The sequence below is a fragment of the Hylemonella sp. P2_B10 genome (assembly GCF_056404875.1).
Genome location: NZ_JBFUDE010000003.1, coordinates 274,252 through 294,323, shown reverse-complemented (window position 1 = coordinate 294,323; position 20,072 = coordinate 274,252). Strand labels below are relative to the sequence as shown.

17 protein-coding genes are annotated in these 20,072 nt (G+C 66.6%); 3 read left to right on the top strand and 14 right to left on the bottom strand.

Translation table 11 applies throughout. From position 1 onward, the window contains the following. Positions 1-521: 521 nt before the first annotated feature. Positions 522-1,793 (top strand): MFS transporter, encoded by a 1,272-nt coding sequence (locus AC1DX2_RS13860; protein ID WP_477196946.1) that lies wholly within the window; start codon positions 522-524, stop codon positions 1,791-1,793. Here the strand turns inward: AC1DX2_RS13860 and AC1DX2_RS13855 are convergent. The 7 genes from AC1DX2_RS13855 to AC1DX2_RS13825 all read right to left on the bottom strand — a co-directional run bounded on the left by AC1DX2_RS13855 (position 1,767) and on the right by AC1DX2_RS13825 (position 10,108). Next, positions 1,767-3,254, bottom strand: a complete 1,488-nt coding sequence (locus AC1DX2_RS13855) for a carboxypeptidase M32 (RefSeq protein ID WP_477196945.1) — start codon at positions 3,252-3,254, stop codon at positions 1,767-1,769. The two genes, AC1DX2_RS13860 and AC1DX2_RS13855, sit on opposite strands and share 27 nt — an antisense overlap. A gap of 45 nt (positions 3,255-3,299) precedes the next feature. Continuing rightward, positions 3,300-4,928: a magnesium transporter CorA family protein gene (locus AC1DX2_RS13850; RefSeq protein ID WP_477197683.1), complete on the bottom strand. Its 1,629-nt coding sequence runs from the start codon at positions 4,926-4,928 to the stop codon at positions 3,300-3,302. 166 nt (positions 4,929-5,094) lie between these two features. After that, positions 5,095-6,366, bottom strand: a complete 1,272-nt coding sequence (locus AC1DX2_RS13845; RefSeq protein WP_477196944.1) for an NAD(P)/FAD-dependent oxidoreductase — start codon at positions 6,364-6,366, stop codon at positions 5,095-5,097. A 28-nt stretch (positions 6,367-6,394) separates the two neighbouring features. Beyond that, positions 6,395-7,996 carry a GMC family oxidoreductase gene (locus tag AC1DX2_RS13840; protein ID WP_477196943.1) on the bottom strand — a complete coding sequence of 534 codons (1,602 nt, stop codon included), beginning with the start codon at positions 7,994-7,996 and terminating at the stop codon, positions 6,395-6,397. Positions 7,997-8,117: 121 nt separating this feature from the next. Beyond that, on the bottom strand, positions 8,118-8,351 hold the full coding sequence (locus AC1DX2_RS13835; protein ID WP_477196942.1) for a hypothetical protein: 234 nt from the start codon (positions 8,349-8,351) through the stop codon (positions 8,118-8,120). Positions 8,352-8,502: 151 nt separating this feature from the next. After that, positions 8,503-9,246 (bottom strand): hypothetical protein, encoded by a 744-nt coding sequence (locus tag AC1DX2_RS13830; RefSeq protein WP_477196941.1) that lies wholly within the window; start codon positions 9,244-9,246, stop codon positions 8,503-8,505. 190 nt (positions 9,247-9,436) lie between these two features. After that, positions 9,437-10,108, bottom strand: a complete 672-nt coding sequence (locus AC1DX2_RS13825; protein ID WP_477196940.1) for a glutathione S-transferase family protein — start codon at positions 10,106-10,108, stop codon at positions 9,437-9,439. Between the two features lie 40 nt (positions 10,109-10,148). Between AC1DX2_RS13825 and AC1DX2_RS13820 the strand changes: the two genes are divergently transcribed. Beyond that, positions 10,149-11,078 carry a TIGR02285 family protein gene (locus tag AC1DX2_RS13820; RefSeq protein ID WP_477196939.1) on the top strand — a complete coding sequence of 310 codons (930 nt, stop codon included), beginning with the start codon at positions 10,149-10,151 and terminating at the stop codon, positions 11,076-11,078. Positions 11,079-11,081: 3 nt separating this feature from the next. Here the strand turns inward: AC1DX2_RS13820 and AC1DX2_RS13815 are convergent, their stop codons facing one another. From AC1DX2_RS13815 to AC1DX2_RS13800, 4 genes are all read right to left on the bottom strand, one after another. Next, positions 11,082-12,893 (bottom strand): OPT/YSL family transporter, encoded by a 1,812-nt coding sequence (locus AC1DX2_RS13815; protein ID WP_477196938.1) that lies wholly within the window; start codon positions 12,891-12,893, stop codon positions 11,082-11,084. 106 nt (positions 12,894-12,999) lie between these two features. Next, the gene (locus AC1DX2_RS13810; protein WP_477196937.1) at positions 13,000-13,452 is read right to left on the bottom strand and encodes a DUF3995 domain-containing protein; all 453 of its coding nucleotides are present in this window, start codon (positions 13,450-13,452) and stop codon (positions 13,000-13,002) included. Next, positions 13,449-13,979: a thioesterase family protein gene (locus AC1DX2_RS13805; protein ID WP_477196936.1), complete on the bottom strand. Its 531-nt coding sequence runs from the start codon at positions 13,977-13,979 to the stop codon at positions 13,449-13,451. The genes AC1DX2_RS13810 and AC1DX2_RS13805 overlap by 4 nt, the downstream gene beginning before the upstream one ends. Positions 13,980-13,992: 13 nt before the next feature. Beyond that, on the bottom strand, positions 13,993-14,565 hold the full coding sequence (locus tag AC1DX2_RS13800; protein ID WP_477196935.1) for a winged helix-turn-helix transcriptional regulator: 573 nt from the start codon (positions 14,563-14,565) through the stop codon (positions 13,993-13,995). Between the two features lie 165 nt (positions 14,566-14,730). On the opposite strand from AC1DX2_RS13800, the gene AC1DX2_RS13795 reads away from it, so the two are divergent. After that, complete coding sequence (locus AC1DX2_RS13795; protein ID WP_477196934.1) at positions 14,731-16,359, top strand: WS/DGAT/MGAT family O-acyltransferase; 1,629 nt, start codon at positions 14,731-14,733, stop codon at positions 16,357-16,359. A gap of 327 nt (positions 16,360-16,686) precedes the next feature. Here the strand turns inward: AC1DX2_RS13795 and AC1DX2_RS13790 are convergent, their stop codons facing one another. The 3 genes from AC1DX2_RS13790 to AC1DX2_RS13780 are packed head-to-tail and all read right to left on the bottom strand — an operon-like array spanning position 16,687 to position 19,801. Then, positions 16,687-17,811: an ABC transporter permease gene (locus tag AC1DX2_RS13790; protein WP_477196933.1), complete on the bottom strand. Its 1,125-nt coding sequence runs from the start codon at positions 17,809-17,811 to the stop codon at positions 16,687-16,689. After that, positions 17,808-18,812: an ABC transporter ATP-binding protein gene (locus AC1DX2_RS13785; RefSeq protein ID WP_477196932.1), complete on the bottom strand. Its 1,005-nt coding sequence runs from the start codon at positions 18,810-18,812 to the stop codon at positions 17,808-17,810. Before AC1DX2_RS13785 ends, AC1DX2_RS13790 begins: the two co-directional genes overlap by 4 nt. Continuing rightward, complete coding sequence (locus tag AC1DX2_RS13780) at positions 18,809-19,801, bottom strand: HlyD family secretion protein (RefSeq protein ID WP_477196931.1); 993 nt, start codon at positions 19,799-19,801, stop codon at positions 18,809-18,811. Before AC1DX2_RS13780 ends, AC1DX2_RS13785 begins: the two co-directional genes overlap by 4 nt. Between the last annotated feature and the right edge of the window lie 271 nt (positions 19,802-20,072).

Here is a 20,072-nt window from a genome sequence, read left to right as displayed (position 1 = left end):
GCTGGGGCGCGTGGCTACGCGGATGTCCCCCGGGCCTTCGGCCCTCCTCCTTGATTCCGCTCCGCCACACGCCCCAGCGACATCGGATCAATTGGCGCACGCCGCGCCGGAACGCCTGAATGCCGGAACGCCAACCAGCCACGTTCGCAGGATCAGGTCGTCATGGCACTCTGCGCAGCGGCATCAAGGAGGAGGCCCGCAGGGCCGGGGGACAGCCGCGGAGCGGAGTGCCGTGGCGGCCGGATCAACACGCCAAACATCGTGCTCCAAACGACATCAACCCAATGCCACCAGCGAACCGCATGCGTGAAGAAACAAAAAGCGTGTCCCCCGCCACAACGCGGTCACGACAGCTTCGCTAGAATGGAGCACATACCAAGGCGCCGTCGTTACCCACGCCAGGCGCCGTTGCACTCCCGTTCACATTCATGTCGCCCAAAGCCACAAGCGCAGGGCGCCGCTGGCATTCCTGGCTGCTCAAATGGTGGCCTAGCCGGTTCGCGCTGCCGCCCCAGGACCTGTTGCGTGATGCCACGTACCGGCGCCTGTGGTCGTCCATCCTGATCAGCTCCTTCGGAGGCCAGATCACCATGCTGGCGCTGCCGCTGACAGCCGCCGTGTTGCTGCACGCCACGCCGTCGCAGATGGGCGTGCTCACCGCGGTGGAGCTGGCGCCTTTCGTGTTGTTGTCGCTGCCTGCCGGCGTGTGGCTGGACCGGGTGCGCAAGCTGCCGGTCTACGTGACCGGCGAGGGCATGATCGGCGTGGTGCTGGCCAGTGTGCCCCTGTGCTGGTACCTGGGCTGGCTCAGCATGCCCTACATGTACTGCGTGGCGTTTGCCATTGGCTGCGTGTTCGTCACCGCCGGGACCGCAGCGCAGATCGTGCTGACGCAGGTGGTGCCGCGCGAGCGGCTGGTGGAGGCGCACGCGAAGAACGCGCTGGCTTCTTCCGGCGCCGAGGTGGCGGGGCCGGGCGTGGCCGGCGCGCTGATCAAGGTGGTGGGCGCGCCGTTCGCGCTGCTGGCCGATGCCGCGCTGCTGTTCTGGAGCGTGTGGATCCTGCGCGGCCTGAAAGTCACCGAAAACCTGAAGACCAAGGAAGACGCGCACTTCTGGCGCGACCTGAAAGAGGGCCTGAACTTCGTGCGCAGCCAAAAGCTGCTGGTGTCGCTGGCCACCGCAGTGGGTTGCTGGCAGCTGTGGCACCAGTGCGCGATGGTGGTGCAGATCCTGGTGGCCACACGCGAGCTGGGGCTGAACGAAAACCAAGTCGGCCTGTGCTACGTGGGCTTGGGTGTCGGCACCATCACCGCCAGCACGCTGGGCAACCGCATTTCGCGCCGCGTCGGCCCGGGGCCGTGCCTGGTGCTGGGCTTTGCCGTCACCGGCGTGGGCTGGCTGCAACTGGCACTGGCGCCGGTGGGCACCTGGGGCATCGTCTCCTTTGTTTTCATGCTGCTGTGCTTTGCAGCCGGTGCGGTGCTGATCTTCATCAACTTCCTGGCGCTGCGCCAGGCGGTGACGCCCGAGCCGCTGCTGGGCCGCATGACCAGCACCATGCGCTGGCTGATCCTGATACCGGCCGGCCCCGGCGCGCTGTTGGGCGGGTACGTCGGCGAACACCTGGGGTTGCGTTATGCGCTGGGCATTGGCGGTATCGGCTCGCTGCTGCTGGCCGCCTGGGCCTGGCGCCACCCCGTGATACGCAATGTGCGCAGCCTGCCGGCGCCGCACAAGGGCACCGCCAAGGCCGGCCCGCCCGAGCTAGACCCCCAGGTACCGGTGCTCTAGGTGGCGCTTGAAATGCGCCGGGTTCAGCGTCTCGCCGGTGGCGCGGCGCACCAGCTCATCGGTCTCCCAGCGGCTGGCCTGGCTCCAGATGTTGGCCTCCAGCCAGTTGAAGACGACTGACAGGTCGCCGGCTGCCATGCGCGCATCCACATCCGGATGGGCCGCGCGTATCGCCTGGAAGTACTGCGCCGCGTACATCGCGCCCAGCGTGTAGCTGGGGAAGTAGCCAAAGCTGCCGTCCGTCCAGTGGACGTCCTGCAGGCAGCCGTTGCGGTAGTTGCCGCGCGTGTCCACGCCCAGGTACTGCATCATTTTCTCGTCCCACAGCGCCGGAATGTCGTCGGGCTGGATGGCGCCGTCCACCAGCGCGCGCTCGATCTCGAAGCGCAGGATGATGTGGGCCGGGTAGCTCAACTCATCAGCATCCACGCGGATGAAGTCGGGCTTGACGCGGGTGTACAGCTTGACCAGGTTGTCGGCGTCAAAGGCCGGCTGCTCGCCCAGGTGCTTTTTCACCAGCGGTGCAATCAGACGCAGGAAGGCCGGGTTGCGGCCAATCTGCATCTCGAACGACAGGCTCTGGCTCTCATGGATGCCCATGGAGCGCGCCCGCCCCACCGGCAGGTGCACCAGCTCGCGCGGCAGGCGCTGCTCGTAACGGGCATGGCCGGTCTCATGCACGATGCCCATCATGCTGCGCTTGAAGTCGTCCTCGTTGTAGCGGGTGGTGATGCGCACGTCTTCGGCCACGCCGCCGCAAAACGGATGGGTGGAGATGTCCAGCCGGCCGCCGTTGAAATCAAAACCCAGCAAGCCCATGATCTCCAGCCCCAGCGCACGCTGCTTGTCGATGGCGAATGGCCCCTTGGCCTCCAGCGTGGTCTCGCCGGCCTGCTTGTCCTGCACCTGGCGGATCAGCCCGGGCAGCCAGGTTTTCACGTCACCAAAGATGCGCTCTATGTCGGCACTGCGCGTGCCGGGCTCGTACTTGTCCATCAACGCGTCATAGGGGCTCAAGCCACCGGCCTGCGACAGGATGTGCGCCTCCTCGCGCGCCAGCTTCACCACCTCGCGCAGGTTCTCCAGAAAACCCTTCCAGTCGTTGGCCGGCCGCTGGCTGCGCCAGGCGTGCTCGCAGCGCGAGCCGGCCAGCGCCTTGGCCTCCACCAGCTTTTCGGGCAGCAGGTTGGCCTTCTCCCAGTCGCGGCGCATCTCTCGCAGGCTGGCTTTTTGCAGGGCATCCAGCGGCTCCTGCGCGGCCTGTTGCATCAGGCTGGGCAGGGCCTTGTTGGTCAACGTGTGGTGCATCAGCACCTGCAGCTCGGCCATCGCGGCGCCGCGGGCGTCGTTGCCACTGGGTGGCATCATGGCGGCCTGGTCCCAGCCGACGAAGGCGCCCAGGTGCTGGTAACGGTAAAGGCGGGTGAAGGTGTGGGTCAGCGAAGAATAGGCAGCGGTCATCGGTGGTCTTGAACAACAATGGAAATGGGGAGCCTGGGCGGTCAATCAGTCCTGCGGTGCGCGGCCCCAGATGGCCGCCAGCGACTTGGTTTTCTGCCACACGGTCAGGCGCTCGTCCGACAGATTGTCCAGGAAATCCGACAAGCGCTTTGACTTGGCCATGGTGTAGACGGTCAACAGAGTGGTCAGTACGAACACGATGCTGAAGATCACCACGCGCCGGCTCATGGGGGCATCGGCCTCGGCGATCAGGTTCATGCCCAGAAAGCCGGTGGTGACGGTGCCTATCAGGCCGAAGATGGTCACCACAGTCAAACGCACCACGGTGTTGGCCTGTCGGCGCAGGCTGTCGGCTTCCAGGTAGGTGTTCATGTCGGCCACGCGCTCCTTCACCTCCTTGTGCAGCGCATCCAGCCCCAGGTGGTTGGCGCACATGTGGAACAGCGCCCGCGACTGCGCCTGCTCGGCCACCTCGTGGAACCAGTAGCGGTGGGTGAAGCGCAAGAAGCTCTCGAAGCTGCTGCGGATCGCGCGCTTGAAGCGGCGCACGCTGTCTGGGTCCTGGATGTTGAGCTGCTGCAGCGCCTCCACCAGCTTGTCGGAATACATCAACAGCGCGGCCTTCTGGAAATGCGCGATCAGGAACAGCATGAAGTGCTGGTGGCGGAACTGCGCCAGCACGCCACGGTCGCGGCAACTGTAAAAGGTGGAATTGGCGTCGCCCACCACGATCAGCGAATGCCCGCTGCACAGGTAGCGGGTGTTGGGCGCGGTGCCGCCACGGGTCCAGAAACGGTCGTAGCAGAAGCGGTGCTCGAAGTCGGCCAGGTGGTCCTCACCATAGGGCAGGCTGTTGTCGCTGCCGCGGTCTTCCGGGTTAGCGCCGGTGACCAGGCCCAGGCGGATGAACTCGCTGCGGCTGACGGCACGCGGGTCGTCCAGCCCCAGATAGCCCATCAGCGGCATGCGGTAGTACTCGATCTGGCGGTAGCGCAGCAGACCGGCCTCGCCCGAATGGTGGTTGATCAGCGGGTGCAGCATGAAGGCCCAGTGCTGGGCAATGCGCGGCGCCCGGTGCTCCGCCACATGGGACATGAAGGCATTGCGGTCCTGGGCATCCGAGCTCGCCAGCACCTGGCCGTCCGCGCCCAGCCACTGCACGCTGGCCGGGCTGTGCATGGGCATGCCCTCGGCGTCCCAACCGGCCGGGTAGCCACGTCCAAAGCGGTACAACAGCTCCTGCGCCTGGGGCAACGGCAGGTTGTCGGTGCTGACCTCCACGTTCAGTAGCACCAGGTCGACGTCGAGGAAGAAGTACAGGTCCACGTGCACGATGTTCAGCAGCACCGGCGTGTCGCCCGGCCGCGGTTGCACCCGCACCGCGGCCACGTCATGGCGGCGGAACACCCGCATGGGCGAATCCGCGCCGCTGTGGCCGTGGCCCGCCTCCCGGCGCGCGCGGCCTTCGCCATACAGGAAACGCTGCACATAGGGCAGGAAGGTGACGAACTCGTTGTAGTGCCGCTCGTGGAACTTGGCGGCGTCGCCGGTGAACTCGTCGGCCACCTCCTGCCAGGGCGAGCCGGGCAGCTCGCGCAGAATCTGCCAGGGCCGGCGCGGCTCCGTGGCGGGCAGCGGCATCAAGCGCAACGGCCAAAGCAGGATTTGCCGCATGTGGCGCACCAGCGGCGGGCTGGCTGGCGGGGTGGAATTGCTGTCACCGGTGGCGGGGCTGGCGGCATCGCGTACGGCTTGGTCCATGGCGGTCTTTCGGCTGTCTTCCTGAGCGGGCCGGCCAAGCATACGGCGGCCTTGCGCCGGGGGCAAGGGTGGCGGCGCTTTACATGCGTTCGCGCAGTGCGTCCCTGGCCTGCGCCCACCAGTAATGCGCCTGCGCCGCAGCCAGACCCAGCGGCCCATAAGTACGCGGCAGGCCATAGGCCGCGAAGCCGGCCGGGATGGGTGCCTCACCCACCAGCGCTTGCGCCAGCACCTCGCCGGCCAGCGTGGTGGGCGCCACGCCGTGGCCGCCAAAGCCCATGGCGTACCACAGGCCGTTGGGCAGGCGGCCGATCTGCGGCATCTGGTGGCGGGCGTAGCTCATCAGCCCGCTCCAGGCATGGCTGATGCGCACGCCCTCCAACTGCGGGTAGACCCGCAACAGATCGCGCCGCAGCAGCCGCTGCACCTGCGGCGGCGCCAGGTCGCGGATGGAAATGCGCCCGCCCCACAGGATGCGGGTGTCGGCCAGCGGCCGGTAGTAGTCGAAGGCAAAGCGGGTGTCGTACACCGCGGCGGGGGTGGTCATGGCCTCGCGCAGCCGCTGCTCGCCCAGCGGTTCGGTGGTCATCACATAGGTGGCGATGGGCAGCACGGCACGCGCCAGCGCCGGATACAGCGCGCCGATGTAGCCGCCGCAGCACACCACCACCTGGCGGCAGCGCCATTGCGAATCAGCCGTGGCCACGCGCCACCCGGCGCCATCCGGCGTGATGGCCGTCACGCGCGAGTGCTCGTGCACCCGCACGCCGCCCTGCTGCAGCGCGCGGGCCTCGCCCTGGGCGTACTTCAGCGGGTGGAAGTGAAAGGCGTTGGGCTCCAGCAGCGCGGCGTGGTAGCGCTGGCTGTTGAGCCGGGCGCGCGTGGCGTCGCGGTCCAGCCACTGCCAGGCGACGCCAAACTGGTCCTGCATGCGCTGCTGCAAGGCGCGCAAGGGGGCTTCGTCGCGAAACCAGTTGGCCAGCAATACGCCGTTGTAGTGGGCGTCGCAGTCGATGTGATGCGTGGCAATGCGTTGGCGTATGCGCTGCACCGCGTCCAGTGTCAGCTGGTACAGCCCGCGCGCGGCAGGCAGGCCCAGCTGGCCCGCCAGCGCGGCATTGTCCAGGCTGAAGCCGCCAAACACGAAACCGCCATTGCGGCCGGAGGCGCCAAAGCCAATGGTTTGAGCTTCCAGCACAGCCACGTCGCGTTGGCCACGCTCCAACAGGCTCAAGGCGGTGGCCAGGCCGGCGTAGCCGCCGCCTATGACCAACGTGTCGATCTCCTGCGCGCCATGTGCCGGCGCGAAATGCAGGTTCGCGTCAGCGGTGGCCTGGTAGTAAGTCTGCATGGCCCGGGAGTTTAGGGCCAGTTGAGGGCTAAGCCAGGATGGCCTCTTTACGGATCATGTCCGCCGCCTTCTCGGCCATCGCAATCACCGGCGCATTGGTGTTGCCGCTGACCACCTGCGGCATGACGGAGGCGTCCACCACGCGCAGGCCCTGCATGCCGTGCACGCGCAACTGGGCGTCCACCACGGCCATGGGGTCGCTGCCCATACGGCAACTGCCCACCGGGTGGTAGATGGTGTCGGCGTAGCTGCGTATGAACTGCTCCAGCTGCGCATCAGTCTGAGCGCCGGCCGACATCGCCGCCTCGCGCGCCTGGAAGGCCGCCAGCGCCGGCTGTTGCAGGATCTGCCGCATCTGCTTGAAGCCGCGCAGCAGCGCGTCCATGTCCTCGCGCTCGCCCAGGAAGTTGGGGTCGATCAACGGCGCGGCATGCGGGTCTGCACTGGCCAGCGTCAGCGCACCGCGGCTCTTGGGCCGCAGCAGGCACACATGGCAGGAATAGCCGTGGCCAAACACCGTCTTGCGGCCGTGGTCCATCAGCTTGCCGATGACGAAGTGCAGCTGCAAATCCGGCGTGGCCACGCCCGGCTGGCTCTTGATGAAGCCGCCAGCCTCGGCGAAATTGGTGGTCAGCATGCCGCTGCGGCTGCGCCGCCATTCCTGAATGCCCTTGAACGCGCGCACCATGCCGGTCAACGACAGGCCGAACAGCTCGGTCAGCTCCGGCGCGTTGTACACCGCCACCACGTCCACGTGGTCGTGAAGGTTCTGGCCCACGCCCTGCAAGGCGTGCGCCACCGGAATGCCCAGGCTCTGCAGATGCTCGCCAGGCCCAATGCCCGACAGCATCAGCACCTGCGGCGACTGCAGGGACCCGGCGCACAGCAGCACCTCGCGGCGCGCGCGCAAGGTTTGCAGCGCGCCGTCCACGCTGTATTCCACGCCCACCACGCGCCGGCCTTCCAGCAGCAGCCGTGTGGTGTGGGCCTGGGTGATGACGTTCAGGTTGGGGCGAACCAGGTTGGGCGTCAGGTAGGCCTTGGCGGCACTGTGGCGCTCGCCATTTTTATGCGTCACCTGGTACATGCCCACGCCCTCTTGGCTGGCGCCATTGAAGTCGGGGTTCAGCGGGTAACCGGCCTGCTGCGCGGCCTGCACAAACACCGGGCCAAAGCGGTTGGGGCTGCGCAGGTCCATCACGTTCAGCGGGCCACCGCTGCCGTGGAAGGCGTCAGCGCCGCGCTCGTTGTGCTCGGCGCGCTTGAAGTAGGGCAACAGGTCGTCATAACCCCAGCCGGGGTTGCCGGCGGCGGCCCAGGCGTCGTAGTCTTCACGCTGGCCGCGGATGTAGACCATGGCGTTGACCGAGCTGGAGCCGCCCAGCGTCTTGCCGCGCGGCTGGTAGCCCTTGCGACCATTCAAGCCAGCTTGCGGCACAGTCTCGAAAGCCCAGTTGTGCTGGTGCGTCTTGGCCAGCAGCGCCAGGCCGGCGGGGCAATGGATCAGCACGCTGCTGTCGGCACCACCGGCTTCCAGCAGGGCCACATTGACGTGGGGGTTCTCGCTCAGCCTGGCGGCCAGCACACTGCCGGCCGAACCGCCGCCGACGACGATGTAGTCAAAATCCATCTCGCAAATCCGTTCATGCAACTGCCGCGCACTTTAAGGTGCGCGCGTGGGAACGGACAATGCGGACAGACCCAGGGGTGTTTTGGGGGAAGCTCTCTAGGGAGGAGAAGGCAGGGCGCGGTCAGGGGGCGATGTCGTCGTCCAGTGCCATGGCCCGCGCGTCGTTGCCTTCGTCTTCGTCGTCCTGCATGGCTTGCAGGGTGGCGGCGCTGTAGGGGATGGCGGGCTTGTCCAGCGGCCGCAGCGTGCGGCGGCGCAGGTGACGCAACTCGGTGGAGCGCTCCATGGCCTTCAACACCCGGTCAGGCTCCATCATCAGGCTAAAGGGGTTCAGTGGAATGGGGGCAGTAATCATGTCAGGCTCCTTGACCGCAAGCATTGTGTCGCGGTCAAGTCACTGTACTGCCGCCACCCCAAGACGGTAAGTCGGCGTACGGCGCAATGCATTGTCAGGCAAAGGCCTACAGCAAGGAAACACAGCCGCCGGCTGTCCGCCCAGCCCCGTCTCAGACTTGGGTGCTGATGACGTTGCCGGTGGCCGCCAGGCTGGCGCTGCTGCCGTAACCCAGGTTTTGCTGCAATTGCGTCAATAAAGCCTGTAAAGTGGCTTGCGCGGCGCTGCCGCTGCCGCTGGTCGTGCTGGCGGTCGCCGTGCTGTCGCTGCTGCCGGTGTCTGTGCCGGAACTGCCAGTCAGGTCGGCCTGCAGCTTGGCGAACGCCGACTGCAATTCGCTGGGCGCATTGCCATTGGCGGCCTGCGTGACCAGCGCCGCCAGGCCCGAAGCGAAATTGGCGCGCGGGTCACCGTTGCCTTGTCCGCTGTCGCCACTGCTGCCGCTGCTAGAACCGTTGTCCGCGCTGCTGTCGGCCTTCACCGCCTCGAACAGCGCGTGCATGAAGTCGTGCATGTCCTTGCGGATATCACCCGTAGCGCTGCTTGCGGTGCTGGCCGTGGCGCTGCTGGTGGTGGCCGACGTGGCGCTGCTGGCGGCGTCTGTCGCCGACACCGCCGTGGCGCCATCGGTGGCCTCTGTCTTGTCAGGCAGCGACAGGCCCAGGCTTTGCAGCGCCTGCGCTACGGCCTGCATCATCTGGCTGCCGCCCTGGCCATGGCCGTGGCCGCCGTGACGGCGATGCACCTGGCCGGAATCGTCATCCGGCGGTGGTGGCATGTCGCCGCTGACCTGCGGCGCCGACACGGCACTCGTGCCCAAGGCACTGTAGGTGGAGGAAATGCTGCTGATGTTCATCGCTGGGACCTCGTTCAGTGGGTTGAAGGAGTTCCATTGGATATCGGCAGTGACAGGTGCAAGCGCGGCTGATAAAGGCAGAAAACCCCGCTATTTGCATATCTTTACGGCGCCTATGCAAAAGCGCCAAATCTGGTAGACCTGTAAAGCGATTCAGGCTTTCTTGGCCCCCAAATCGCTTTACAAAGACTCAGCTCAGCAAGTCATACGGCCCACCGCGCTGCAACGCCTTTTGGTACGCCGGCCGCGCATGGATGCGCTGCAGATACGCCATCAGCTGGGGCCGGCTGGCGTCCAGCCCACTGCGCGCGGCGGCGGCCTCCACCGGGAAGCTCATCTGGATGTCGGCAGCGCTGAATTCGTCACCGGCAAACCAGGCGCTGCGCGTCAGTTCCGCCTCCATGAAATCCAACTGTGCGCGGATGTTCGGATCGATGAACGATTTCTTCGCCTTGGCCGAGATGCCGCGTGCGATGGGTTTGATGAAGAACGGCATCGGCGCCTTCTCGATCTTGTTGAACAGCAGCTTCAGCAACAACGGCGGCATCGCCGAGCCCTCGGCGAAGTGCAGCCAGTAGGTGTAGCGCAGCTGCTCGGGCGTGCCGTCGGCTGGTTTCAGGCGGCCTGCGCCGTGCCGCTGCACCAGGTACTCGATGATGGCGCCCGACTCGGCCAGCGTGTTGCCGTCGTCCGTGATGACCGGCGACTTGCCCAGCGGGTGCACTGCACGCAGCTCCGGCGGCGCCAGCATGGTTTTCGGGTCGCGCTGGTAGTGCTTGATCTCATAAGGCAGGCCCAGCTCTTCCAGCAGCCACAGCACGCGCTGCGAACGCGAGTTGTTCAGGTGGTGTACGGTGATCATAGCGGGCATTGTGCGGCAAAACCTGAAGCAGAATCGGGGTATGACGTTTTCCGCTCATCTGCCGCGGTTGCTGGCGGCCGTGTCCCTGGTGGTGTCAGGCCTGTGCCTGGCGGCGCCCGAGAAGCCCGTGATGACCTGGCTCATGCAGGACTTCCCGCCGTTGGCCAAGCCCGTCAACGGCAAACCCACAGACGGCGTCACCGACGTGCTGCTGCGCATGATCGTGCAGCAATGGCCGCAGGTGGAGCACCGCTACGTGGTGTCCAACGTGCCGCGGGCCATCGCGTTGCTGGCCAGCGGCGCACCAAGCTGCCTCAACGGCCTGCTGCTGACGCCGGAGCACGAGCGCATCGCGTATTTTTCGCCCACCAACTTCGTCATTCCGCTGCAGCTGATCACCCGGCCCGACGTGCTGCCGCGGCTGCCGCGCAATGCCGCCGGCGAGGTGCTGCTTGACCCATTGTTCCGCAAAGCCGCCCTGCGAGGCGTGATGGAGCACCGCCGCAGCTATATGCCCATGGTGGACGCGCTGCTGAAAGACGAGAGCAGCCATGCCGGCGTGGAATTCGTGGCGCCGGCGTCCGGCGGCGGGAACCTGTTCAAGATGGTGGCGCTGAGCCGCGCCGACTACACGGTGGACTACGACTTCGCGCTGACCTACCGGCAGCACACGGAACCTGGGTTCTTCAAGGACAGACACCTGTTGGCGGTGCCGATTGCCGGCACGGCACCGCAGGTGTCGGGCATTGCGTGCCCACGCACACCCTGGGGACGCGAGGCCATCGTCAAGATCGATGCCCTGGTGGCCCGGCTGGCCGGCAACAAGGCGTATGTGGAAGCCGCCATCCCCTGGCTGACGCCGGAATCCCGCAAGCACTACAAAGAGCAACGGGCCGAGTTCTTCCGCAAGCGCCTGCAGCCCACCGACCCGGTCAAATTCGACCGGGGGCACCTGGCGCCCGCGCCCTGAGCGTCAGATCACCGCCAGCAGGCCGACCACCCCCAGCGCCAGTGCCGCAAGTGCGTCACCGGCGATCAGCCCTCCCCCTACCAGCGACGTGGAGCTCATGTCCGAAGGCAGCGCATCCTCACCCTCCTTGGGCTTGGTGAAGGTGTTGACCAGGCTGGAGATCACGCTGCCGCCGGCGAACCAGGCCGAGGTGTGCAAGTTGATGAAGCAGCCGAAGGCAAACGCATACGGGCTGGGCAGCAGGAAAGCGTCCAGCGCGAAATCGGTGGCAAAGCCGGCCTTGCCACTGGCCACGAAGCGCCTGTAGCTGGCCGCTGCCTTCAGCAGCTTGCGCACCACCTCGATGGCGAAGCCCAGGCCAATGCCCAGCAGGATGGCGTGGGTCTGGAACGGTTTCGGGTCGGCCAGGCTGCGCAGCGCGCCGACGAACTTGTAGGTCATGGCCGAAGTCCACAGCGCCGGTGCCTGATCCTTGCTCATCACCGTCTGGTCCAGGTTCAGCACCGGGTAGGCGGTCATGAACAGCTTGGCGATCACCACCGCCATCACCGCGCCCAGCACCAGGCCCACGACCTGGAAGCGGAACTGCAGCGTGCGGTTGCTGCCCAAACGCCAGCCGGTGGAGCGGTCCTGCTGCATGTCGCCGGCCACGCTGGCCGAGATGAACACCACCATGGCAGCCAGCAGGCCCAGCACCGGGTCCTTCAGGCCTATGCTGGCCAGCACCAGCACGGTGACCACGAAGGCCGACGAAATCGGGTTGTTGTCCGTCAGGCCCAGCGAGATGCCGTTGACCATGGCGAACACATAGACCAGGGCCACGGCGATCAGCATGTACAGCAGCGGCTCGTTGAAGAACTGGGTGCCGCAGAAGATGGTGGCCACCGTCCAGCAGGCCACCCAGGCCAGCAGTCGCGGCGTGCTGGCGCGCGGGCCGGTGCGCTGCTCTTCCGGGGCGGGCGTCAGGTTGCCGTCGGCGGTGGCGCGCAGGCGTGCCACGGCACGCCAGAAGATCAGGCTCATGTCCACGATGGCCGCGCCCAGCACCATGCCCAGGCCAATCAGGAAAGACAGCTTGCGATAAGGCTCGCCCTCGCGCAGCCAACCAATACTGACCAGATATGGCGTCAGTTGCCAGAAGATCACGCCGGCCACGATCACCGGCACGCCGACGCGGGCGCCCACGATCAGCCCGGCGCCGAAGGTGGAGGTCGACAGGTCGATGGCGCCCAGAATCGGCAGCTTGGCCGCCGCCAGGCCGCCGGCAAAACCAGTGCCCATGCCGCCGAACAGGCGACCGACCGAGCGCTTCAGCAGCACCGGGTCGGTCAATGCGCGCAGGATGTTGGCCACCGCCAGGCCCGACGGGTACGTCAGCCGCATGCGCTCCACCAGGATGGGCGTGTACAGCATGCCGATGCCGGCGGCCATCATGCCAATGCACATCATGTAGGTGATCAGCTGCCAGGCGGGAATGGCGGGCATGCCCATCCAGGTCATGGCCTGGATCAGCGTGCTCATGGCCATCATGCCGGCCACGGATGCAGCCGTGGTCTGGATGTAGTTGGCGCCGTGCTTGCCCTCGGCACCGTAGCCATAAGTCACCACCGAGCCCAGGATGCCGGCCAGCACTTGGCCACCGACAAAGAAGCCGATGGAAAAGTTCATGAAGGCGGCGGTGATGCCGCCCAGCGGCCCCAGCACCAGCATGCCGATGGCGGCAAGCAGCGCGTAATAGCCCCAGCTGCCCACGGGCGGCAGCCAGGCCCAGCGGCGGGTATCCGAGAGGGGGGATGGTGAAATGGCAGAAGACATGGTGATGGCGGTACGGTAGTTCCGTTTTCAGTAGCTTGTGGCAAAACGCCCCGCAGCCCTTGTGGGGCTGCGCGGCGCGCAGGTACGTAATGGTAGTGCCTATTGGCTAGCCGGCGAAGGCCACGCAGGCCAGCCCCGCACCCAGTGCCACGCACAGCGGTGAGAACAGCCGCGTGTCCAACCAGGCAAAGCGCGAGCCGGTCACCGTCTTGAAGAAGCCCACCAGCCTGAAATCGCCCACGGCGCGGGCGAACATGGCCAGCGCCAACAGGGCCAGCATGCCTTGCAGCGCGACGTGGGTGACGGCATCGGCCCACAGGCCGGCGCGCATGGCCACCAGCAGCGCGATGCCCCACAAGCCCAGCGCCACCGCCAGCGTGGCGGCACCCGATGGGCTGAAGGCCTTGCGCCGGGGTTCTGAATTGCTTTTGCCGGGCAGCGTCGGCACAGCGGCTGCCAGCGCCCAGCGGCCACCCGCCACCCAGTAGGCGTGGATGGCGCCGATCAGCGAAAAGGCCAATACCAGCAGCCAGGCCGTGAATGTGACGATGCCGTTCATGCTGCCACCCCGCGCACCAGCCGGTCGGCTTCTATCCACGCGGCCACCGCAGCCGGGAAGGCGGGCGATGCCGGGTCCTGGCCCAGCGCGGCACGGGTCTCAAGGCTGCTGACGATGCCGTCGCGCCCCACCACCGCACCCTTGCTGTAGCCCACCGCCATGGTCTGGCCCTGGTGCTGGAACTCGAAGCGGAAGTAGTTCCAGCGCTCGTCCCAGCACAGCACGGCGAAGCGCAGCGTGTAGGTCTTGAACGGCTTCAAGCCGCGCCGGAACGAGATCAGGCTGCCGCCCAGCATGGGCCGCCAGCCGCGACGCAGCGCCAGCGGCAGAAAGCCGCTGCGGGTGAAATACTCGACCAGGGCCAGGTCGGTGATGGTCATGTAGCGGCCGTTGTTCATGTGGCCGTTGATGTCCAGGTCATTGGGCCAGACACGCAGCTGCATTTCTATCGTGTTACCCATCTGGATGTCGGGTTTGAAGAAACGGGCGCGCAGCCAGGTCCAGATCAGGCGCAGGTAAAGGTTCATGGTGCGGAGCTCCTCAGGTTCGTTTGACGGCGGCCTTGCGGGCCGGTTTGGCGGCTGTTGGCGACGCCGGCACGGGCCGCGGCGTTGCAACACGCTGTGCTTCGTAGGCCTTCACCAGCGCCGCCACTTGCGGGTGGCCAGCGCCTGGGCCGGGTTCCCAGTCCAGGTCGCGCAGGCCCAGCGCCTTGCCTTCGTCGTTGCGTATGCGCACGGACGGCAACAGTTTGCCGGTGGCGCGCTCCAGCACGCGCACCGGCACGCTGTCCGGGGTTTGCAGCCAGCGGTCACCCCACTGCATGAAGCCGATCAGCATGGGCATCAGCTCTTCACCCATGGGTGTGAAGCGGTAGCCCATGCGCCGGCCGTCCGAGCGCAGCGGTTGCTGCTCCAGCACGCCGGCAGCCACCAGCGTGGCCAGCCGGTTGGTCAGCACATTGCGGGCAATGCCCAGATTGGCGATGAAGTCGTCAAAGCGGCGGGTGCCGAAGGCCACCTCGCGCACGATGAGCAACATCCAGCGCTCGCCCAGCAGGTCAATGGCCTTGGCGACGGAACAGCAGGAATCGTTGGGTTTCAGGCGCGGCATACGCTGACTGTAAACCATAAAGTTTCTTAAAGCAACTAAATTAGTATCTTTAAACAACTTATTTAGATCCGACCCGGCAACCCATGCGGGTTTGTCAGGATGCCGTTCAGGTGGCCCGCCCCAGGACAAAGCTGGCAAGATGGTTGCCCAACATCTGGAGTTGCCATGGACCATCTGAGCGGGCTGGACGCCACCTTCCTTTACGTGGAGACCCCGGAAACCCCCATGCACGTGGGCGGGCTGAACATTTTTGAGCTGCCACCAGGCTACGACGGCGACTTCCTGGAAGACGTGCGCAAGCACATCGCCAGCCGCATGCACCTGTCGCCCATCTTCCAGCGCAAGCTGGTCAACATGCCGTTCGAGCTGGCCAACCCGATCTGGGTGGCCGACGACGACCTGGACATGGAATACCACATCCGCAGCACCGTGCTGCCCAAGCCGGGCAGCCGCGCCCAACTGGACAAACTGGTGGGCCGGCTGCACTCCAGCCTGCTGGACCGCAGTCGCCCGCTGTGGGAGTTCTACGTCATTGAAGGGCTGGAAACGCCGGCCAACGCGCCGCCCGGCAGCCGCCACGTGGCGTTCTATTCCAAGGTGCACCACTGCGCGCTGGACGGTGCCGGTGGCGCCGTGCTGGCCAATGCCATCATGGACCTGGGGCCGGTGCCGCGCGAGGTGAAGAAGGCGCCGCCCCGCCGCGCCATGGCGACCGACAACTTCGGCATTGCCGAGCTGACCGCCGCCGGGCTGAAGAACACCGCGCTGCAGACCATCAAGCTGGCCAAGACGCTGCCAGCCATGATAGGCACCGCGCGCCAATTGCTGCGGCCCAACCCGGCGGTGCAAGGCGCCGAAAAGACCAACTGGTTTGCACCGAAGACGCCGCTGAACGTCAGCATCACCAACCAGCGGCTGTTCGCCAGCTTCTCGCTGCCGCTGGCGGAGATCAAGCACATCGGCAAGGCCAACGACGCGTCGCTGAACGATGTGGTGCTGGCCATCTGCTCCGGCGCCCTGCGCAACTACCTGGGCGACCTGGGCTGCGCGCCGACCGAACCGATGCTGGCGGCGGTGCCGGTGAGCCTGCGCGAGGCCGGCAACACCGACATGAACAACCAGGTGTCCATGATGCGCGTCAGCATGGCCAGCCACATCGCCGACCCGCTGGAACGGCTGCAGGCCATCAAGCGCTCCAGCTCGGCGGCCAAGGCGACGTCGGCGAGCGTCAAGTCCGTCACGCCCACTGACTTCCCGTCACTAGGCGCACCCTGGCTGCTCAGCGGCATGGCGTCGCTGTTCGGCCGCTCCAAGCTGGCCAACCGCATGCCCCCGCTGGCCAATGTTGCCATCTCCAACGTGCCCGGTCCCAAGTTTGCACTGTACATGGCCGGCGCCAAGATGATCACCTACTACCCGGTGTCCATCGCCGTGCACAGCATGGCGCTGAACGTCACCGTGCAGAGCTACAACGGCTCGCTGGACTTCGGCCTGACCGCCTGCCGCAAGGCCCTGCCCGACCTGCCCGAGTTGGCCCGGCTGATGCAGGCCGCGCACGCTGAGTTGCTGCGGCTGACGCCGGTGCTGGAAGCCGAGAAGGCGGCGGAGAAGGCCGAGCAAAAGGCGCTGCACAAGGCTACCGCCACCGCCAAACCGACGGTTGCCGAGGCCGCCGTTGCCGCGCCGCCCGCAAAGCGCGCCCGCAAACCCGCCACCAAGAAGAAGGTGGCGCCGCTGAAGCTGGTGGCCAGCAAGCCGGCGCCTGCGCGACGGACGCGGCGCGCTGCTGCTTGAGCTGCCGGCTTTCCGAGCACTCCCAGCCACTGTGGTTTGGGGATCAGGCCGCGGCGGCGCTCAGCTCCGCGGCTGTCCCCCGGGCCTTCGGCCCTCCTCCTTGATGCCGCTGCGCTGAACGCCACCACGACCTGATCTTGCCAACGCCTTAGGCCTGCCATTGCCACGAGCGCCAACGTGTCCGATGTCGCTGGGGCGCGTGACGTAGCGAAATCAAGGAGGAGGGCCGCAGGCCCGGGGGACATCCGCGGAGTCACGCGCACCAGCGGCGTCGGCAATCACCAACTTGCCACCGCAGTGTCTGCAGTGATCAGCGTCGTAAGCGCGTCAATCCACGGTCTCGCGATAACGCCACAAGGCTACTAGGCCGGTGATCAGCATGAACAGCGCGATGGGCCACAGGTGGGTGGTGACGTCCGCCCAGGTATTGCCCTTCAGCATGATGCCGCGCACCACGCGCAAAAAATGCGTCAGCGGCATGACCTCGCCGATCGCCTGCGCCCAGCCCGGCATGCCACGGAACGGGAACATAAAGCCCGACAGCAGCATGGACGGCAGGAAGTAGAAAAACGTCAACTGCATGGCCTGCAGCTGGCTGCGCGCGATGGTCGAAAAGGTGAATCCCACTGCCAGCTGCGCGGCGATGAACAGCACCATCACCCCGGACAGCAGCGCGATGCTGCCCACCATGGGCACGTCGAACAGCAGGCGCGAGGCGATCAGGATCACGCTGACCTGCACATAACCGATGACGATGTAGGGCGCGATCTTGCCCAGCATCACCTCGAACGGCCGCACCGGCGTGGCCAGCAGGTTTTCCATCGTGCCGCGCTCGGCCTCGCGCGTCATGGCCAGCGCCGTCATCATCACCATGGTCATGGTCAGGATCACGCCGATCAGCCCCGGCACCACGTTGTAGCTGGTGTTGCCCTCGGGGTTGTAGCGGCGCTGCACCCGCACCTCGAACGGCATCTCGGCCGGGCGCAAGGCGGCGCTGGCGCCGCGCAATTCGCGCAACACGCTGGTCTGCGCGATACCTGACAGCGTGGCCAGCGCGTTGCCGGTGGCCGAGGGGTCGGTGGCGTCGCCGGCCAACAGCACCGCAGGGTGCTCGCCGCGCAGCAGCTTGCGCGAAAAATCCGCCGGCACCACCAGCATGAACTGCACCTCGCCATTGGCCAGCAACGCGTCGCCCTCGGCCTGGCTTTGCAAACGCTTGGTGATCTGGAAGTATTGCGAGTTCTCCAGCCCGGCGACGAAGCTGCGCGAGAACTCGCTGTGGTCCTGCACCAGCACCGCCGTGGGCAGGTGCTTGGGGTTGCTGTTGATGGCGTAGCCAAACAGCAGCAGCTGGATGATGGGCACGCCCACCATCATGCCGAAGGTCAGCTTGTCGCGCCGCACCTGGCGGAATTCCTTGATCAATACGGCGAGGACTCTGGCCCAACTCATGACGTCGCCTTCGCTTCGGCTTTTTGCTGCGGCGTGAAGTTGTCCTGCGACGCCTGCATCAGCGCGATGAACACGTCCTCCAGGCTGGGCTCTATGCGCGTCACCTGCAGGTCCTTGCGCGTGAGCGTGTCCAGCGCGGCCTGCATGTCAGCATCATTGCCGGCACTGGCGTGCAGCGCGTTGCCGAACGGCGCCACGGTGCGTATCTGCGGCTTGGCGCGCAGCTCGTGCGCCACCTCCATCAGTTGCTCGCCGGCGATAGACACGGTGACCAGGCCGGCACCAGCAATCACCTCGGCCACCGTGCCCTGGGCCAGCAGCTTGCCATAGGCGATGTAGGTCAGCGCATGGCAGCGCTCGGCCTCGTCCATGTAGTGGGTGGAGACCAGCACCGTCAACCCCTGCGCCGCCAAGTCGTGGATCTGGTCCCAGAAGTCACGCCGCGCGGCCGGGTCCACGCCGGCGGTAGGCTCGTCCAGCAGCAGCAGCTTGGGGTCGTGGATCAGGCAGGCGGCCAGCGCCAGGCGCTGCTTCCAGCCGCCCGACAGCGTGCCGGCCAACTGCTTGCGCCGGCTGTCCAGGCCCAGGCGCTCCAGCGTGGCGGTGACCTTCTGCGGGCGGTCCCGGACGTCGTACACGCGGGCGATGAAGTCCAGGTTTTCTTCCAGGCTCAGGTCTTCATAAAGGCCAAAGCGCTGCGTCATGTAGCCCAGCTCGCGCTTGATCTGGATGGCTTGTGTGCGAATGTCGTAGCCCAGGCAGGTGCCCTCGCCTTCGTCGGGCGTCAGCAGGCCGCACAGCATGCGGATGGTGGTGGTCTTGCCGCTGCCATTGGGCCCGAGGAAGCCGTAGATGCGGCCCTTGGGCACCTGCATGTCAAAGTGGTCCACCACGGTGCGGTCGCCATAACGCTTGGTCAGGCCGCGCACGTCAATCACCGGTGGCTCGCCAGCCGGCGGCGGCGCTGGCGTTGCGGGCGCGCCGGTGGCCGCGCTGTTCACTGGCCCGCCTGTTTGCCGCGCGCCGCCAGGCGCACCTCCAACGGCTGGCCGGGGTGCAAGCGGCGCGCGTCGGCCGGTGCGGGCCGGGCCTCCACCATGAACACCAGCGTGGCGCGGTTCTCCTGGCTGTAGATCAGCGGCGCGGTGAACTCGGCCTCGCGGGCGATGAAGCTGAGCTTGGCCGCGATGGGCGCGCCGCAGCCATCGCAGCTCAGTTGCACCTCTTGCCCCAGCACCACGCTGCCCAGCAGCGGCTGCGGCAGGAAGAAGCGCGCCTTGACGTTTTCTGGTGGCAGCAGCGTCAACACCGGGGCGCCGGCCGGCACGTACTCGCCGGGCTGGTACAGCACATCCACCACGTCGCCGGCCTGCGGCACTTTCTGCGTCTTTTGCCCCACTCGCCACTGGGCCTGCTCCACCTGCGCCTGCGCGGCCTTCAGGTCCTGCTCGGCGGCCTTGACCTCGTTGTCGCGCGCGCCCTGGCGCGCCAGGCGCAGCTGGGCGTCGACGTCGCGCACCTTGGCCTGGTCGCTGGCCAACGCGGTGCGCGCCTGGTCCATGCTGGCGGGTGAGTTGAAACGCTTGGCCACCAGGTCGGCCACGCGCTTGTATTCGGCGTTGGACAAATCCAGGGCCGCCTGCGCCTGCGCACGCTGCGCCTCCAGCGCGGCAATCTCGTCCGGCCTTTTGCCGCGCTGCAGGTTGGTCAACAGCTCTTGCGCGCGCTGCTGGCGGGCTTCGGCCTCTTGCCGCGCTGCGGCCTCGCTCTGCTGCTCCAGCACAAAGGCCGGCGCGTCGGCGGCGGCGGCGTCGCCCCGCTTCAGGTACAGCTTGGCCAGCGTGCCGCCCAGCGGCGCGGCCAGGCGCACGTAGTCGGCCTCGGCATAACCGGGAAAGCTGTCGCGCGCCTGCTGCTGGCAGGCCGTCAGGCCGACCAGCGTGATGCACATGAAGCCGGTGCGCAAGACAAGGGCGATAGGGGCTGGCATGCAAGGCATTATCAGCACAGCCCCGCCGGACACCAAACCCCCGGTTTCGGCTGCGGTACGCGATGAGTCATGCTGCGGCGCAGCAAATGAGCGGCCATGCGGTGTTGCGCGCAAGATGCAAATCCTGTGCAGGCCGGGCGGCGCGCGTCAACAGAATGGTGGGCTGCGCCGTTACTGACCTAGAATACCTGTCAGTTTCCAAGCCCGGGATGGCGCATTGGTGGCTGCCGGTACTCTTTGTTACGCATTCTCAATCATTAAGGACCTCTCG

Coding starts and splice junctions, on each gene's coding strand:
- AC1DX2_RS13855 (WP_477196945.1), bottom strand. CDS start 3,254: ATGACCGCTGCCTATTCTTCGCTGACCCACACCTTCACCCGCCTTTAC.
- AC1DX2_RS13850 (WP_477197683.1), bottom strand. CDS start 4,928: ATGCGGCAAATCCTGCTTTGGCCGTTGCGCTTGATGCCGCTGCCCGCC.
- AC1DX2_RS13845 (WP_477196944.1), bottom strand. CDS start 6,366: ATGCAGACTTACTACCAGGCCACCGCTGACGCGAACCTGCATTTCGCG.
- AC1DX2_RS13840 (WP_477196943.1), bottom strand. CDS start 7,996: ATGGATTTTGACTACATCGTCGTCGGCGGCGGTTCGGCCGGCAGTGTG.
- AC1DX2_RS13835 (WP_477196942.1), bottom strand. CDS start 8,351: ATGATTACTGCCCCCATTCCACTGAACCCCTTTAGCCTGATGATGGAG.
- AC1DX2_RS13830 (WP_477196941.1), bottom strand. CDS start 9,246: ATGAACATCAGCAGCATTTCCTCCACCTACAGTGCCTTGGGCACGAGT.
- AC1DX2_RS13825 (WP_477196940.1), bottom strand. CDS start 10,108: ATGATCACCGTACACCACCTGAACAACTCGCGTTCGCAGCGCGTGCTG.
- AC1DX2_RS13820 (WP_477196939.1), top strand. CDS start 10,149: ATGACGTTTTCCGCTCATCTGCCGCGGTTGCTGGCGGCCGTGTCCCTG.
- AC1DX2_RS13815 (WP_477196938.1), bottom strand. CDS start 12,893: ATGTCTTCTGCCATTTCACCATCCCCCCTCTCGGATACCCGCCGCTGG.
- AC1DX2_RS13810 (WP_477196937.1), bottom strand. CDS start 13,452: ATGAACGGCATCGTCACATTCACGGCCTGGCTGCTGGTATTGGCCTTT.
- AC1DX2_RS13805 (WP_477196936.1), bottom strand. CDS start 13,979: ATGAACCTTTACCTGCGCCTGATCTGGACCTGGCTGCGCGCCCGTTTC.
- AC1DX2_RS13800 (WP_477196935.1), bottom strand. CDS start 14,565: ATGCCGCGCCTGAAACCCAACGATTCCTGCTGTTCCGTCGCCAAGGCC.
- AC1DX2_RS13795 (WP_477196934.1), top strand. CDS start 14,731: ATGGACCATCTGAGCGGGCTGGACGCCACCTTCCTTTACGTGGAGACC.
- AC1DX2_RS13790 (WP_477196933.1), bottom strand. CDS start 17,811: ATGAGTTGGGCCAGAGTCCTCGCCGTATTGATCAAGGAATTCCGCCAG.
- AC1DX2_RS13780 (WP_477196931.1), bottom strand. CDS start 19,801: ATGCCAGCCCCTATCGCCCTTGTCTTGCGCACCGGCTTCATGTGCATC.